Raw genomic sequence first — 13,715 nt, 5'->3', positions numbered from 1 at the left:
TAACGATATATTTTCATAAGTGTAGTATTTTATTTAACTTCAAAAGTATAAATTTGAAGTTGAAAATTACACTTATGAAAACATACAATTGGGCTATTTTAGGCTGCGGAAACATTGCTGAAAAATTCGCCACAGAATTAAAGGGATTGCCAAATGCAAATTTATACGGAGCAGCCTCTAGAAGTCTAGAAAATGCACAGAATTTCGCTAATAAATTTGAGTTTGAGAAATCTTTTGGCTCTTACCAAGAAATGGTTGAAGACCCCAATGTTGATGTTGTTTATATAGCTACACCACATAATTTTCATTTTGAACATACACTACTTTGTTTAAAACATAAAAAAGCGGTATTGTGCGAAAAGGCATTCGCAATAAATGCTAATGAAGTTGAGCAAATGATAGCTGCTTCAAAAGAAAATAACACATTTTTAATGGAAGCATTTTGGGTGATTTTCAGGCCAAAATACTTAAAAGTTAAAGAAATTATAGCTTCCGAAAATTTAGGAAAACTAAAATTTGTAAAGTCCGACTTTATGTTCAATGGTGAATTCAATCCAAAAAACAGATTGTATAATATTGATTTGGGTGGAGGTTCATTACTAGATATTGGGATTTATTCAATATTCACGGCACTAATGTTTTTAGGTTCACCAGATGAAATTAAAACCATTCCGCATTTTAGCCCAACAGGTTCCGAAGAAAGTATTTCTATGTTATTTGGATACAAAAATGGAGCAACAGCCGTATTAACCTCTAGTTTTGATTCAGAATATAAAAACGAATCTGAATTGTGTTTTGAACATGGAATTATAAAATACGATCGTTTTTCTAAAGATCCTATTTTATTAATTAAGAATGAAAAAATAGTTGAAATTCCTTTTGAAAATGGTCCAAATTTGGGCTATCAATTTGAAGCCATTCACGTAATGGAATGCTTGGATAAAAACTTAAAAGAAAGTCCCGTTTTACCACTTTCATTAAGTTTAGAGCTAATGAATATTTTAGATAATGTTCGTAAAGATACTGGGATTGTTTTCCCAAATCACGACTAGATTTTATTTTCAATTTTGGAACAAATAATTAGTTATCTTTGCGCAAAATAAGAAGATAGGAACACGAAGTATGAAAAACATCAGAAATTTTTGTATCATAGCACACATTGATCACGGTAAAAGTACCTTGGCCGATAGATTATTAAGTTTTACAGGAACTACAACGGCTCGTCAAGAGCAAGCCCAACTACTAGATAATATGGATTTGGAGCGTGAACGTGGTATTACTATAAAAAGTCACGCCATTCAAATGGATTATACTTTTGAAGGCGAAAAGTATGTTTTGAACTTAATTGACACTCCTGGTCACGTAGATTTCTCGTACGAAGTTTCTCGTTCAATTGCAGCTTGTGAAGGTGCTTTGTTAATTGTTGATGCAGCTCAAAGCATACAAGCACAAACAATTTCTAACTTATATTTAGCTTTAGAAAACGACTTGGAAATAATTCCAGTGTTGAATAAAGTAGATTTACCAGGTGCAAACCCAGAAGAAGTAACAGATGATATTGTTGATTTATTAGGTTGTGATGCTGATGAAGTCATTCACGCAAGTGGAAAAACTGGATTTGGTGTTGAAAATATTTTAAAAGCAATTATTGAAAAAGTACCTGCTCCAAAAGGAGATGTGAATGCTCCATTACAAGCACTTATTTTTGATTCTGTTTATAATTCTTATAGAGGTGTTGAAACCTATTTTAGAGTCATGAACGGGGAAATTAAAAAAGGGCAACGTATTAAGTTTGTAGCAACTGATAATGAATACAATGCAGATGAAGTTGGTACCTTAAAGTTAACACAGGTTGCTAAACAAAGCATAAAAGCAGGAGACGTAGGTTATTTAATTACAGGTGTAAAAACAGCAAGTGAAATTAAAGTAGGAGATACCATTACAGATGCTTTAAACCCAACTCAAAATATTATTGAAGGATTTGAAGATGTAAAACCAATGGTATTTGCTGGTATTTATCCAGTTGATACAGAAGATTATGAAGAACTTCGTAATTCCATGGAAAAATTACAATTAAATGATGCTTCTTTGGTATTTGTGCCTGAAAGTTCAGCAGCCTTAGGTTTTGGTTTTAGATGTGGTTTCTTAGGAATGTTGCATTTAGAAATAATTCAAGAGCGTTTAGAGCGCGAATTTGATATGACTGTTATTACCACAGTACCTAACGTATCATACCACGCATTTACAAATAAAAACCCGAATCAGGTTTTATTAGTTAATAATCCATCAGATTTACCAGAGCCTTCTAAATTAAATAGAGTTGAAGAGCCATTTATAAAAGCTACAATTATTACCAAAGCCGATTTTGTTGGACCAGTAATGAGTTTATGTATTGAAAAAAGAGGCCAAATAACAAACCAAACATATTTAACTCCTGAAAGAGTTGAATTAACTTTTGAAATGCCTTTGGCTGAAATTGTATTTGATTTTTACGATCGATTAAAAACAGTTTCAAAAGGATACGCTTCTTTTGATTATCACCCTGTTGGTTTAAAAGCTTCTAAATTAGTTAAAGTTGATATTTTATTAAACGGACAATCAGTTGATGCACTTTCAGCATTAATTCACGCAGATAATGCCTACAACATTGGTAAAAAAATGTGTGAGAAATTACGTCAGTTAATACCGCGTCAGCAATTTGATATTCCTATCCAAGCAGCTATTGGCGCTAAAATTATTTCGAGAGAAACGGTTAAAGCGCTTCGAAAAGATGTAACAGCAAAATGTTATGGAGGTGATATTTCACGTAAACGTAAATTATTAGAAAAACAAAAGAAAGGTAAAAAGCGTATGCGCCAGGTAGGTAATGTTGAAATTCCTCAAGAAGCATTTATGGCAGTATTAAAATTAAACGATTAATAAACCTTTTAATAGATTTAAGTTGTATTTAAAAATAAAAAAAGCCCTTAAAGTTTAAACTTTAAGGGCTTTTTTATGATTCACAATGAGATTACTCTCCGTGCATCCAAGCTTTTTTAGCTAATAATTGCTCATCAGTTTCTTCGTTATCTTCATCAGGAACACAACAATCAACTGGACATACAGAAGCACATTGAGGTTCGTCATGGAAACCTTTACATTCTGTACATTTGTCAGTTACAATAAAGTAAAACTCATCAGATAGAGCTTCATTCATTTCATCAGCATCAGCTTCACCACCACCTGGTAAAGTAATTGTTCCGCTTAAAGCAGTTTCATCAGCATACGCCCACTCACTATCTGGTTCGTATATTGCATTGTTTGGACACTCTGAGATACAAGCATCACAATTAATGCATTCGTCTGTTATTTTAATAGCCATATTAAATTAAATTAAAATTAAATGATTAAACACAAATTTAGGAATTTTTAACCAAATGAGTGTGACAAAAGTCATTTATAGATTTAAAAAGTAACTATAAATTTGATAAGGGCACAAAGTCTGAAAAAATTTCTATAAATTTAAATAAATTTTTTTAAGTAGCATATATTATGAATACAGCTAAAATTAAAGAGCAACCTGAAGTACTAGAAGCAGTAATTATACGCTTTGTGGGCGATTCAGGTGACGGAATGCAGTTAACTGGAACTCAGTTTTCTGATACATCAGCTATGTTTGGGAATGATATTGCAACATTTCCAAATTATCCTTCAGAAATAAGGGCGCCGCAAGGCAGTTTGTATGGTGTTTCGGGTTTTCAAGTACACATTGGAAGTGTAGAAATTAGCACCCCAGGAGACGAGGTTGACTTATTAGTTGCCATGAACCCTGCAGGCTTAAAAACAAATTTACATGCTGTAAAACCCGGTCATACTATTATTGTAGATACCGATGCTTTTACAAAAAAGAATCTAGAAAAAGCGCAATACGAGTCAAATCCGTTAGAAGATGATTCTTTAGAAAATTATCGAATTATTGAAGTTTCAATGACTTCATTAACAAAAGAAGCCTTAAAAGGAGTTGAAGGTTTAGATAATAAATCAATTACACGAAGCAAAAATATGTTTGCTTTAGGTATGGTATATTGGATGTATGATCGTTCAACAGAACATACAGAAGATTTTTTCAACAAAAAATTTAAATCAAAACCCCATGTAATTGAGGCAAATACACGTGTTTTAAAAGCAGGTTATAATTATGCCAATACATTGGAGTTGATTCCGAATTCATATACGATTTCGCCAGCTAAAATGTCTTCTGGAACCTATAGAATTATTATGGGGAATACAGCCACTGCTTGGGGGTTTTTAGCCGCTGCTGAAAAATCTGGTTTAGAATTATTTTTAGGTTCTTATCCTATTACTCCTGCCACAGATATTTTGCATGAATTGGTAAAGCATAAGCATTTTGGAGTAAAAGCTTTTCAGGCCGAAGATGAAATTGCTGGGATCGCTTCAGCAATTGGCGCTTCATTTGCAGGTGATCTCGCCATTACAACTACTTCAGGGCCAGGCTTGGCTTTAAAAGGGGAAGCTTTAGGTTTGGCTATGATGATAGAATTGCCTTTAGTTGTGGTAAACGTTCAGCGTGGTGGTCCTTCAACAGGATTGCCAACAAAAACTGAACAATCTGATTTACTACAAGCAATGTATGGCCGTAATGGAGAAAGTCCTGTAATTGTGATTGCTGCAAGTACACCAGCTGATTGTTTTGATTTTGCGTATCAGGCGTGTAAACTTGCTTTGGAGCATATGACACCAGTTATTTTGTTAACAGATGGATATATTGCAAATGGTTCAGCTCCGTGGAAAGTAAAATCTGTTGCAGAAATGCCTGAAATTAAGAATAATTTGGTTATAGAAGTGAAAGAAAATTGGCATCCGTATGATAGAAATGAAGAAACCTTAGCACGTAATTGGGCTGTTCCAGGAACTGCAGGTTTAGAACATAGAGTTGGTGGTTTGGAAAAAGATAAAGTTACAGGAAACGTTTCTTATGTGCCAGAAAATCATGAATATATGACGAATATTAGAGCCGAAAAAGTTCAGCGTGTTCAAAATTATATTCCAAACATTGAAACTGAATTTGCTGAAACAGGAGATTTGTTGGTTGTTGGTTGGGGAGGTACTTACGGATCATTACATACAGCTGTAAAACAAATAAATGAACAAGGTTATAAAAAAATTGGATTAGCTCACTTTAATTATATTAACCCGTTGCCAAAAAACACCAAAGAGGTTTTAAGCAGGTTTAAAAAGGTACTGGTTTGCGAGTTAAATAATGGGCAATTTTCAAAAGTGTTAAGTAGTAATTTTAGTGGAATTGAATTGTTACAATTCAATAAAGTACAAGGCTTGCCTTTTGGAAACGGCGAACTAATTCAAAAATTCAAACAAATAGTAGCATAATTATGGAAACAACTGTAAAAAAATATACGTTTAAAGATTTCTCTAGTGATCAAGAGGTGCGTTGGTGTCCAGGTTGCGATGATTATGTTATTTTGCGTTCTATGCAAAAAGCATTGCCAGAAATGAATGTTAAAAAAGAAGATGTTGTTTTTATTTCGGGTATAGGGTGTTCGTCACGGTTTCCATATTATATGAATACCTACGGAATGCACAGTATTCATGGTAGAGCACCCGGAATTGCTTCAGGAGTAAAATTAGCAAACCCAGCGTTAAGTGTTTGGATTATTACTGGTGACGGTGATGCCATGGCCATTGGTGGAAATCATTTTATTCATGTATTACGAAGAAATATAGATTTAAATATTGTGCTATTTAACAATGAAATTTACGGTTTAACTAAAGGGCAGTTTTCTCCAACTTCATTGGTGGGGCAAAAAACAAAATCTTCACCTTACGGAAACACACAGCCGCCTTTTTCACCGGGTGAATTAGCATTGGGGGCGCAAGCTCGGTTCTTTGCAAGAATAGGAGGTAACAACCCCAAAGAAATGTCAACTATTTTTGTTGAATCTCATAAGTTTAAAGGAACATCTTTAATTGAAGTGCTACAAAATTGCGTAATTTTTAACGATGGATGTTTTAAAAATGTTACAGATAAAGAAGTTAAAGAAGATCAACAAATTTATTTAGAACACGGTAAACCTATGATTTTTGGTAAAGAAAAAGACAAAGGTTTGGTGTTAAATGGGTTGAAGTTAGAAGTTGTTACTATTGGTGAGAACGGAATTACCCAAGAAGATTTGTTAGTGCACAATGCCAAAGAAGAAGATCCAACACTACATCAAATGTTGGTACGTATGAAATATCCTGTAGCAACAGGTATTATTAGAAGCTTTGATGATGTAACTTTAGAAGAAAGAATGAATGATCTTACGGCGCAAGTAAAAGAAAATTCTAATTTCAAAAAAACAGACGACCTTTTCTTTTCAGGTGAAACGTATGAAGTAAAATAACTAATAAACCGTTAATATTTATAAATTGTAATATACTTTTTGCAGTTGTAACTGGTATTAACGGTTTTATAGTACGTATTTTTATTCAGTCTAAATAAAATAAAGTTTAAAATTTATTTGTAAATCCGATTAATCTACTACTTTTGTAGACTAACTAAAAAAACTAACTTTAAAATGGGCTCAGAAGCAATTATTGTATTTCTGTTAGCTGGCATTGTACTAGTTGCTGGTGCAAACTTTTTGTCGAATTTAATTTCGCATAAGTCAGATAATCCACAAAAACGAGAACCTTACGAAAGTGGTATGACCACAATTGGCCCAACTTGGGTGCAATTTAAAGTAGGTTATTACTTATTTGCCATTCTATTTTTAATATTTGATGTTGAAGTTGCATTTTTAATTCCTTGGGCAGTTGTTTTTAAGGATGTAGGAGCTGTGGCTTTTATTGAAATACTGGTATTTCTAGTTATTTTAGGGTTAGGTTTATTATACGCTTGGAAAAAAGGAGCATTAAAATGGGAGTAGATAAAAAACGATTTATAAGCGAATTGGAACCAAATATGGAAGTTCCAAAAGTTCCAGATGATTTTCCGGGGAAAGTAATTCCTGCCGGAAATGGAGCAAATGTAGTAGTTACAACCTTAGATGAAGTAATTAATTGGGGAAGAGCAAATTCTCTTTGGTCGCTTTATTTTGGTACAAGTTGTTGTGCTATTGAAATGATGCAAACAGGTGCCGCAAAACATGATTATTCAAGATTTGGATTTGAAGTTGCACGTCCTTCACCGCGTCAAGCTGATTTAATTATTATTGCCGGAACCATAGTAAACAAAATGGCGCCAGTATTACGAAGACTGTACGATCAAATGGCAGAACCAAAGTATGTAATTGCAATGGGAGCTTGTGCTATTTCTGGAGGACCGTTTTTTTACAATTCCTATTCAGTAGTAAAAGGAGCCGATCATGTAATTCCTGTGGATGTGTATGTTCCTGGTTGCCCACCGCGCCCAGAATCTTTGTTAGAAGGAATGCTAATGCTTCAAAAGAAAATAAAAACTGAAAGTCTAAAAAATAAAGAAAATCCTATTGATGGATTTGATGAAGGTAAATAAGAGCAGTTATGACGAACGAAGCATTACAAAAATTAATGAGTAGCTGGAATTCTGAATTAGAATTCATAGAAGAAGGCTCTCAATTTTTAAATATTTCAGTAAAAGCAGCAAATTTTCACCAATTAATGTCGCAATTAAAAAGTAATTCAGAAACAAGTTTTGATTATTTGTTTTGTGTTACTGGTATAGATTTGGGAAAGGAATTAGGGGTGATTTACCATTTAGAATCTACCACACACCGACATATTATTGTTATAAAAGTAAAAACAGACGATAGAGAAAACCCAACGTTTGATACCGTTTCTGATATTTGGAAAACGGCCGATTTTCACGAACGTGAGGTTTTTGATTTCTTCGGAATAAAATTTAACAACCACCCAAATTTAAAACGTTTGTTTTTAACCGATGAGTGGGAAGGATTTCCTTTAAGAAAAGATTATGTAGATGAAGTTAATATGGTAATAAAATAGTTAATATGGATACAAATAGTGCAAATAGCAACTTAAAATCTGAAGATTATTTTATAAATATGGGGCCTCAGCACCCTGCAACCCACGGTGTTTTGCGTTTATTGTTAACCATAGATGGTGAAATAATTAAAAAAGTTGAACCAGATTTAGGATACATACACCGTTCTATTGAAAAAATGTGTGAGCGAGATAGCTACCAGCAAATTGTTCATTTAACTGATCGAATGGATTATTTATCTTCTCACATTAATAACGAAGCAGTTTGTTTAACTGTTGAAAATGCTTTAGAACTTGAAGTTCCTGAACGTGTAAAAGTGATAAGAACCATTATAGGAGAATTAACACGTATTGCTTCGCACTGTTTGTGGTGGGGAGTTATGGGAATGGATGTTGGCGCTTTAACAACTTATTTTTACGGTTTTAGAGATCGTGAAATGATCAACGATATTTTTGAAGAAACCTGTGGTGCTCGTTTAACTATGAACTACAATATTCCAGGTGGTTTAATGTTTGATATTCATCCTAATTTTGTGAAAAGAACCAAGGATTTTGTCGCTCATTTCAAAACAAAAATACCGGAATATGATAAGTTACTAACCAATAATGTAATTTTTCAGAAGAGAATGAAAGGTGTTGGAATTTTAAGTAAAGAAGATGCTATTTCTTTTGGAGCTTCGGGTCCTGTAGCACGTGGTTCTGGGTATTCTTGTGATGTAAGAAAATATCATTCGTATAGTGCATTGGATAAAGTAACGTTTAATGAAGCTTTAAAATCCGATGGAGATAGTTTGGCGCGTTACGAAGTTAGAATTCAAGAAATGTGGGAATCGCTTTCTATTATTGAACAGCTAATTGATAACATTCCAGAAGGAGAACATAAAATTGCTACAAATGCGGTGATAAAATTACCAAAAGGTGAGTTTTATCAAAAAGTAGAAACCGCAAGAGGCGAGTTGGGTGTATTTATTCACAGTACAGGAACTAAAAACCCATATCGATTGAAGTTTCGTTCTCCTGGTTTTTCAAATTTATCATTGTTAAACCATATTGCTGTTGGTGGTAAAATAGGAGATTTAGTAGCATCTATGGCAACATTAGATTTGGTAATTCCAGATATTGACAGATAAAATTTAGACAATGAAAATAGCTTTAAATATAACAAAAACCATACAAGATTTGCTCTTAGGATTTATGCCTGAAGGTACAGCAAGTATTTTAGCAATGGTCATAATTGCGCTAATTTATTTAGCCATTTTTTCTGTTGCTGGTTTAATGTTGGTTTTAGTAGAGCGTAAGGTTGCCGCTTGGTTTCAATTAAGAATTGGACCAAATAGAGTAGGACCTTGGGGATTGCTACAAACAATGGCTGATGCATTAAAATTAGTTTCAAAAGAATTAACAGGAACCGTAAAAGCAGATATGTTTTTATACAATTTAGCGCCTTATTTTGTGATTGTTTCATCCTTAATGGCGTTGGCAGTTTTTCCTTTCACACAAGAATTTCAAGCGTTTGATATCAATATCGGAATCTTCTTTTTAATTGCCATTTCTTCCATAGGTGTTATTGGAATTTTATTAGGAGGTTATGCTAGTAACAATAAATTCGCGTTAATTGGCGCCATGCGAAGTGGAGTTCAAACGATAAGTTATGAACTTTCGGTAGGATTATCGTTATTAACAATGATTTTGATTACAGGTTCTTTACAGCTTTCTGAAATTGTTGAGGTTCAAAAAAATGGGTGGTTAATTGTGCAAGGTCACATACCTGCCGTTATTGCTTTTATGATTTATATGATTGCCGGAACTGCGGAAACGAACAGAGCACCATTTGATATGGTAGAGGCTGAAAGTGAATTAGGAGCTGGTTTTCATACCGAATATTCAGGAATGAAATTTGCGTATTTCTTTTTAGCTGAATTTATAAATATGTTCATTATTGCTGCTGTTGCTGCTACCGTATTTTTTGGAGGGTGGCTTTCTCCTTTCGGAATTACGGATTCAATTCCTTGGTTAGGTGTTTTTTGGTTTTTAGGAAAAACATTTGCCTTGGTATTTTTAATGATGTGGTTTAGATGGACTTTTCCAAGATTAAGAGTTGACCAATTATTAACATTAGAGTGGAAATATTTATTGCCACTTAACTTGCTAAATATTGTGCTTATGGCATTAATTGTTTGGCTAGGTTTAACAATTCAATTGTAGTTTATGAGTTATTTTGGAGATATATACAAGGGAATTAAAACGCTACTTTCGGGTATGAGCGTTACCGGAAAGGTGTTTTTAAATAATAAAAATAATGCCATTACCCAACAGTATCCAGACAATAGAGAAACCTTAAAAATGTTTGATCGTTTTCGTGGTGAAGTAGTAATGCCACACAACGAAAATAATGAACATCGTTGTACTGGCTGTCAGAAATGTGAAATTGCTTGTCCAAACGGAACTATTGAAATTATTTGGGACCGACAGGTTGATCCTGAAACAGGAAAAAAGAAAAAAATGATAGACCAACATATTTACCATTTAGGAATGTGTACTATGTGTGGTTTGTGTATTGAAGCTTGCCCAACCGATGCTATTTTGTGGGCGCAGAATTATGAAAATTCAGTTTTTGATAGAACATCATTAACAAAAGTTTTAAATCAGCCAGGTTCTAAAATAATGCCTGGAGTAGAAGACTAAACCTATGGAAAGATACATATTTTACATATTGGCAGTGCTTTTAATTGTTTCGGCAATTGCAGCTGTTTCAAGCAAAAAAATGTTACGCTCGGTGATTTACTTGTTATTTACACTTTGTGGAATTGCTGGAATTTATTTCTTAATTGATTATAACTTTTTAGCAGCAATTCAACTAACAGTGTATGCTGGCGGAATTATAGTTTTAATCATATTTTCTGTAATCCTAGTACATCATATTGAAATGGAATTGGAAGTTGCAAAGCTTTCAAAAAAGCTATTGGTTGGAGCTGCTTGTGCGCTTGGACTAGGGGTATTTTTAGCAACTATTTATGCGCACGATTTTAAGGTGGTTGAAAATTTTAACACCACCACTACCGAGCAGATCGGATTAAAATTATTGAGCTACGAAGCAGGTGGTTTTATATTGCCTTTTGAATTAATTAGTGTGTTATTACTAGCATCAATGATTGGGGCCATTGTAATTGCAAAAGGGAAAAAGTTGGTCAAAAGTGAAAAGTCAAATGTCGAAAGCATTCAAAAAAATAATAATTAGGGTATGAAAGAACTTATAACTTCAAATTACAAACTTCAAACTTTAAAAACATGATAGCCGGAATTAGCATTTACGAAATACTGACCGTTACTTCTATCTTATTTTTTATTGGAGTATATGGTTTTTTAACACGAAAAAATTTGATTTCAATATTAATGTCAATTGAATTGATATTGAATGCATCGGTTATAAACTTTGTTGTGATCAACAAATATTTATATCCCGATATGTTACAAGGAGTTATTTTCTCCATTTTTATAATTGCCGTTGCCGCTGCCGAAACAGCTTTAGCAGTTGCCATTATTATTAATTTGTACCGACAAATTGCTTCTGTAGAAGTGAAAGACACTGAAATTATGAAGTATTAAAAATAGTAAAAAGGAAAGCAATGAATTTAAAAACAAACGTCAACTTGAACTTGATTCAGGTTCTCAAAAAATTTTGTATTTACAATCATGAGATTCTGAAACAAGTTGAGAATGACGACCAACTAAATTTCATTTAGGTACTTAAAATATACGAAACTATGAATTTTACTTATATCATATTAATCCCCTTAATTCCTTTAGCAGTTTTTTTTCTGTTAGGAATTTTCAATCAAAAAATTAAACCTGCAGTTTCAGGTTATATTGGAGTTGCAGGGTTATTGACTTCAGGAATTTTATCATTTTACACAGCTTATCAATACTTTTTTGTTCACGGAAAAGTAGCCGGAGTGTATCAAACATTTGTTCAAAAAACAACTTGGATGAATTTTACCGATACTTTAGCCATTGATATGGGGGTATTAGTTGATCCAATTTCAGTAATGATGTTAATTGTTGTTTCCATAATATCATTAATGGTACACATTTATAGTAGAGGTTATATGAAAGGTGATGAAGGATATACCAAATTCTTTGCTTATTTAGGGTTGTTCTCCTTCTCAATTTTTGGATTAGTGTTGGCTACAAATCTATTTCAAATTTATATTTTTTGGGAATTGGTAGGGGTTTCATCATATTTACTAATAGGCTATTATTATACAAAACCTTCAGCAGTTTCCGCAGCAAAAAAAGCATTTATTGTGACTCGTTTTGCCGATTTAGGTTTTTTAATAGGAATTTTAATTATTGGTTATTACACAGGTACCTACGATTTTGAAACATTAAACAATCCTGAAGGAAGTGCCATTTTAAACTGGGCTGCTACTTCATTTATGGGGTTGTCAGCGTTAACTTGGGCTTTGATATTAATTTTTATTGGTGGTGCAGGAAAATCTGCCATGTTCCCTTTACACATTTGGTTGCCAGATGCAATGGAAGGGCCAACACCCGTTTCAGCATTAATTCACGCAGCTACAATGGTTGTCGCAGGTGTATATTTAGTAGCTCGACTCTTTCCAATGTATTATTTTATTGAAGACGGATTTGCTTTGAATATTGTAGCATATGTTGGCGCATTTTCTTCATTATTTGCCGCAATTATTGCAATTACACAAACTGATATAAAACGAGTATTGGCATTTTCCACAATGTCGCAATTGGGTTATATGATGTTGGCTTTAGGTGTTTCAGGTTATGAAGGACACGATGGTTTGGGGTATATGGCTTCAATGTTTCATTTGTTTACACACGCCATGTTTAAAGCGTTATTATTTTTAGGTGCTGGTTCGGTAATTCACGCAGTGCATAGTAACTATTTAAAAGATATGGGCGGATTAAGAAAGTATATGCCAATTACAAATGTTACTTTTTTAATTGCTGCATTATCAATTGCTGGTTTTCCTTTAACTGCAGGGTTTTTTAGTAAAGATGAAATTTTAGTTGCTGCTTTTGAACACAATAAATTAATTTATGGAGTTGGAGTTTTAGTTGCAGGTTTAACAGCCTTTTATATGTTTAGAATTTACTTCGGTATTTTCTGGGGAAAAAACACACAATACAAACACACACCACACGAATCTCCATTATCAATGACAATTCCTTTAATAATTTTAGCTTTTCTAAGTTTATTTTCAGGATTTATTCCTTTTAGTGAGTTAGTAACTGCAGATAGAATTGGTTTTGAAGCGCATTTAAACTATCCGCTTGCAGCAATTGCTGTCACAGTTGGATTGATTGGAATTGGATTGGCTTGGGTATTCTACAAAAAAGAAAACGACTTGTCAGATAAATTCGCCAATGTCTTTGGTCCTTTTTACAAATGGGCTTATCACAAGTTTTATTTTGATGAAATTTATATGTTTGTTACCAAAAAGATTTTATTCAACGGAATTGCTGGAAACATAGCCAAATTCGACAAGAAAATTGTAGATGGTACTATGGAGGGAATTGGAAATAAAACGGTAGTAGTTTCTGAAAAAATAAAAGGAATGCAATCGGGTAAAGTACAAGATTATGCATTTGCGTTTATTGCTGGAGTTGTAGTTTTAGCAATGGTTTTTATTTATTTATGGACAAACTAAAAAATTAATAAAATGAAATTGTTTAATAATAGAGTTTTCGTCATTCTGAAC

The 13,715-nt window shown here is 33.3% G+C and carries 14 protein-coding genes; 13 read left to right on the top strand and 1 reads right to left on the bottom strand.

Translation table 11 applies throughout. The annotated features are described in order from the left end of the window. Window positions 1–74: 74 nt before the first annotated feature. Window positions 75–1,052, top strand: coding sequence for a Gfo/Idh/MocA family protein (locus CHB67_RS10195; protein WP_089381674.1), 978 nt, complete (start codon window positions 75–77; stop codon window positions 1,050–1,052). Window positions 1,053–1,122: 70 nt separating this feature from the next. Next, window positions 1,123–2,919, top strand: coding sequence for a translation elongation factor 4 (lepA, locus tag CHB67_RS10190; RefSeq protein ID WP_089381673.1), 1,797 nt, complete (start codon window positions 1,123–1,125; stop codon window positions 2,917–2,919). Between the two features lie 91 nt (window positions 2,920–3,010). Here the strand turns inward: lepA and CHB67_RS10185 are convergent, their stop codons facing one another. Continuing rightward, window positions 3,011–3,361: a 4Fe-4S binding protein gene (locus CHB67_RS10185; protein ID WP_089381672.1), complete on the bottom strand. Its 351-nt coding sequence runs from the start codon at window positions 3,359–3,361 to the stop codon at window positions 3,011–3,013. A gap of 170 nt (window positions 3,362–3,531) precedes the next feature. Between CHB67_RS10185 and CHB67_RS10180 the strand changes: the two genes are divergently transcribed. The 11 genes from CHB67_RS10180 to nuoL all read left to right on the top strand — a co-directional run bounded on the left by CHB67_RS10180 (window position 3,532) and on the right by nuoL (window position 13,664). Then, entirely contained in the window at window positions 3,532–5,388 is a 1,857-nt protein-coding gene (locus CHB67_RS10180; protein ID WP_176461256.1) for a 2-oxoacid:acceptor oxidoreductase subunit alpha, read from the top strand. A 2-nt stretch (window positions 5,389–5,390) separates the two neighbouring features. Continuing rightward, the gene (locus CHB67_RS10175; RefSeq protein ID WP_089381670.1) at window positions 5,391–6,401 is read left to right on the top strand and encodes a 2-oxoacid:ferredoxin oxidoreductase subunit beta; all 1,011 of its coding nucleotides are present in this window, start codon (window positions 5,391–5,393) and stop codon (window positions 6,399–6,401) included. A 174-nt stretch (window positions 6,402–6,575) separates the two neighbouring features. After that, window positions 6,576–6,926 (top strand): NADH-quinone oxidoreductase subunit A, encoded by a 351-nt coding sequence (locus tag CHB67_RS10170; RefSeq protein ID WP_089381669.1) that lies wholly within the window; start codon window positions 6,576–6,578, stop codon window positions 6,924–6,926. Next, a complete protein-coding gene (locus CHB67_RS10165) occupies window positions 6,917–7,513 on the top strand; it encodes an NADH-quinone oxidoreductase subunit B (protein ID WP_089381668.1) in 597 nt (198 codons plus the stop codon). The genes CHB67_RS10170 and CHB67_RS10165 overlap by 10 nt, the downstream gene beginning before the upstream one ends. 8 nt (window positions 7,514–7,521) lie before the next feature. Then, window positions 7,522–7,983, top strand: a complete 462-nt coding sequence (locus CHB67_RS10160; RefSeq protein ID WP_089381667.1) for an NADH-quinone oxidoreductase subunit C — start codon at window positions 7,522–7,524, stop codon at window positions 7,981–7,983. Window positions 7,984–7,988: 5 nt separating this feature from the next. Further along, window positions 7,989–9,110 (top strand): NADH-quinone oxidoreductase subunit D, encoded by a 1,122-nt coding sequence (locus CHB67_RS10155; protein WP_089381666.1) that lies wholly within the window; start codon window positions 7,989–7,991, stop codon window positions 9,108–9,110. 10 nt (window positions 9,111–9,120) lie between these two features. Continuing rightward, window positions 9,121–10,185, top strand: a complete 1,065-nt coding sequence (nuoH, locus tag CHB67_RS10150; protein ID WP_089381665.1) for an NADH-quinone oxidoreductase subunit NuoH — start codon at window positions 9,121–9,123, stop codon at window positions 10,183–10,185. A gap of 3 nt (window positions 10,186–10,188) precedes the next feature. Further along, window positions 10,189–10,665, top strand: coding sequence for a 4Fe-4S binding protein (locus CHB67_RS10145; RefSeq protein ID WP_089381664.1), 477 nt, complete (start codon window positions 10,189–10,191; stop codon window positions 10,663–10,665). Between the two features lie 4 nt (window positions 10,666–10,669). Further along, window positions 10,670–11,218 carry an NADH-quinone oxidoreductase subunit J family protein gene (locus tag CHB67_RS10140; RefSeq protein ID WP_089381663.1) on the top strand — a complete coding sequence of 183 codons (549 nt, stop codon included), beginning with the start codon at window positions 10,670–10,672 and terminating at the stop codon, window positions 11,216–11,218. A 50-nt stretch (window positions 11,219–11,268) separates the two neighbouring features. Then, on the top strand, window positions 11,269–11,586 hold the full coding sequence (gene nuoK / locus CHB67_RS10135) for an NADH-quinone oxidoreductase subunit NuoK (protein WP_089381662.1): 318 nt from the start codon (window positions 11,269–11,271) through the stop codon (window positions 11,584–11,586). Window positions 11,587–11,744: 158 nt separating this feature from the next. Continuing rightward, on the top strand, window positions 11,745–13,664 hold the full coding sequence (gene nuoL, locus CHB67_RS10130) for an NADH-quinone oxidoreductase subunit L (protein WP_089381661.1): 1,920 nt from the start codon (window positions 11,745–11,747) through the stop codon (window positions 13,662–13,664). Window positions 13,665–13,715: the final 51 nt, after the last annotated feature.

The organism is Lutibacter agarilyticus (genome assembly GCF_900188235.1).
In the GTDB taxonomy this organism is placed as follows: Bacteria; Bacteroidota; Bacteroidia; order Flavobacteriales; family Flavobacteriaceae; genus Lutibacter; species Lutibacter agarilyticus.
The sequence above is the reverse complement of the archived record's forward strand: the minus strand, read 5'-3'. Positions and strand labels throughout refer to the sequence as shown.

Excerpts from the sequence above, each read along its gene's own strand:
- CHB67_RS10160 (WP_089381667.1), top strand. The coding sequence starts at position 7,522 with ATGACGAACGAAGCATTACAAAAATTAATGAGTAGCTGGAATTCTGAA.
- CHB67_RS10195 (WP_089381674.1), top strand. The coding sequence starts at position 75 with ATGAAAACATACAATTGGGCTATTTTAGGCTGCGGAAACATTGCTGAA.
- CHB67_RS10175 (WP_089381670.1), top strand. The coding sequence starts at position 5,391 with ATGGAAACAACTGTAAAAAAATATACGTTTAAAGATTTCTCTAGTGAT.
- CHB67_RS10140 (WP_089381663.1), top strand. The coding sequence starts at position 10,670 with ATGGAAAGATACATATTTTACATATTGGCAGTGCTTTTAATTGTTTCG.
- nuoK (WP_089381662.1), top strand. The coding sequence starts at position 11,269 with ATGATAGCCGGAATTAGCATTTACGAAATACTGACCGTTACTTCTATC.
- lepA (WP_089381673.1), top strand. The coding sequence starts at position 1,123 with ATGAAAAACATCAGAAATTTTTGTATCATAGCACACATTGATCACGGT.
- CHB67_RS10185 (WP_089381672.1), bottom strand. The coding sequence starts at position 3,361 with ATGGCTATTAAAATAACAGACGAATGCATTAATTGTGATGCTTGTATC.
- CHB67_RS10180 (WP_176461256.1), top strand. The coding sequence starts at position 3,532 with ATGAATACAGCTAAAATTAAAGAGCAACCTGAAGTACTAGAAGCAGTA.
- CHB67_RS10145 (WP_089381664.1), top strand. The coding sequence starts at position 10,189 with ATGAGTTATTTTGGAGATATATACAAGGGAATTAAAACGCTACTTTCG.
- CHB67_RS10165 (WP_089381668.1), top strand. The coding sequence starts at position 6,917 with ATGGGAGTAGATAAAAAACGATTTATAAGCGAATTGGAACCAAATATG.
- CHB67_RS10155 (WP_089381666.1), top strand. The coding sequence starts at position 7,989 with ATGGATACAAATAGTGCAAATAGCAACTTAAAATCTGAAGATTATTTT.
- nuoH (WP_089381665.1), top strand. The coding sequence starts at position 9,121 with ATGAAAATAGCTTTAAATATAACAAAAACCATACAAGATTTGCTCTTA.
- nuoL (WP_089381661.1), top strand. The coding sequence starts at position 11,745 with ATGAATTTTACTTATATCATATTAATCCCCTTAATTCCTTTAGCAGTT.
- CHB67_RS10170 (WP_089381669.1), top strand. The coding sequence starts at position 6,576 with ATGGGCTCAGAAGCAATTATTGTATTTCTGTTAGCTGGCATTGTACTA.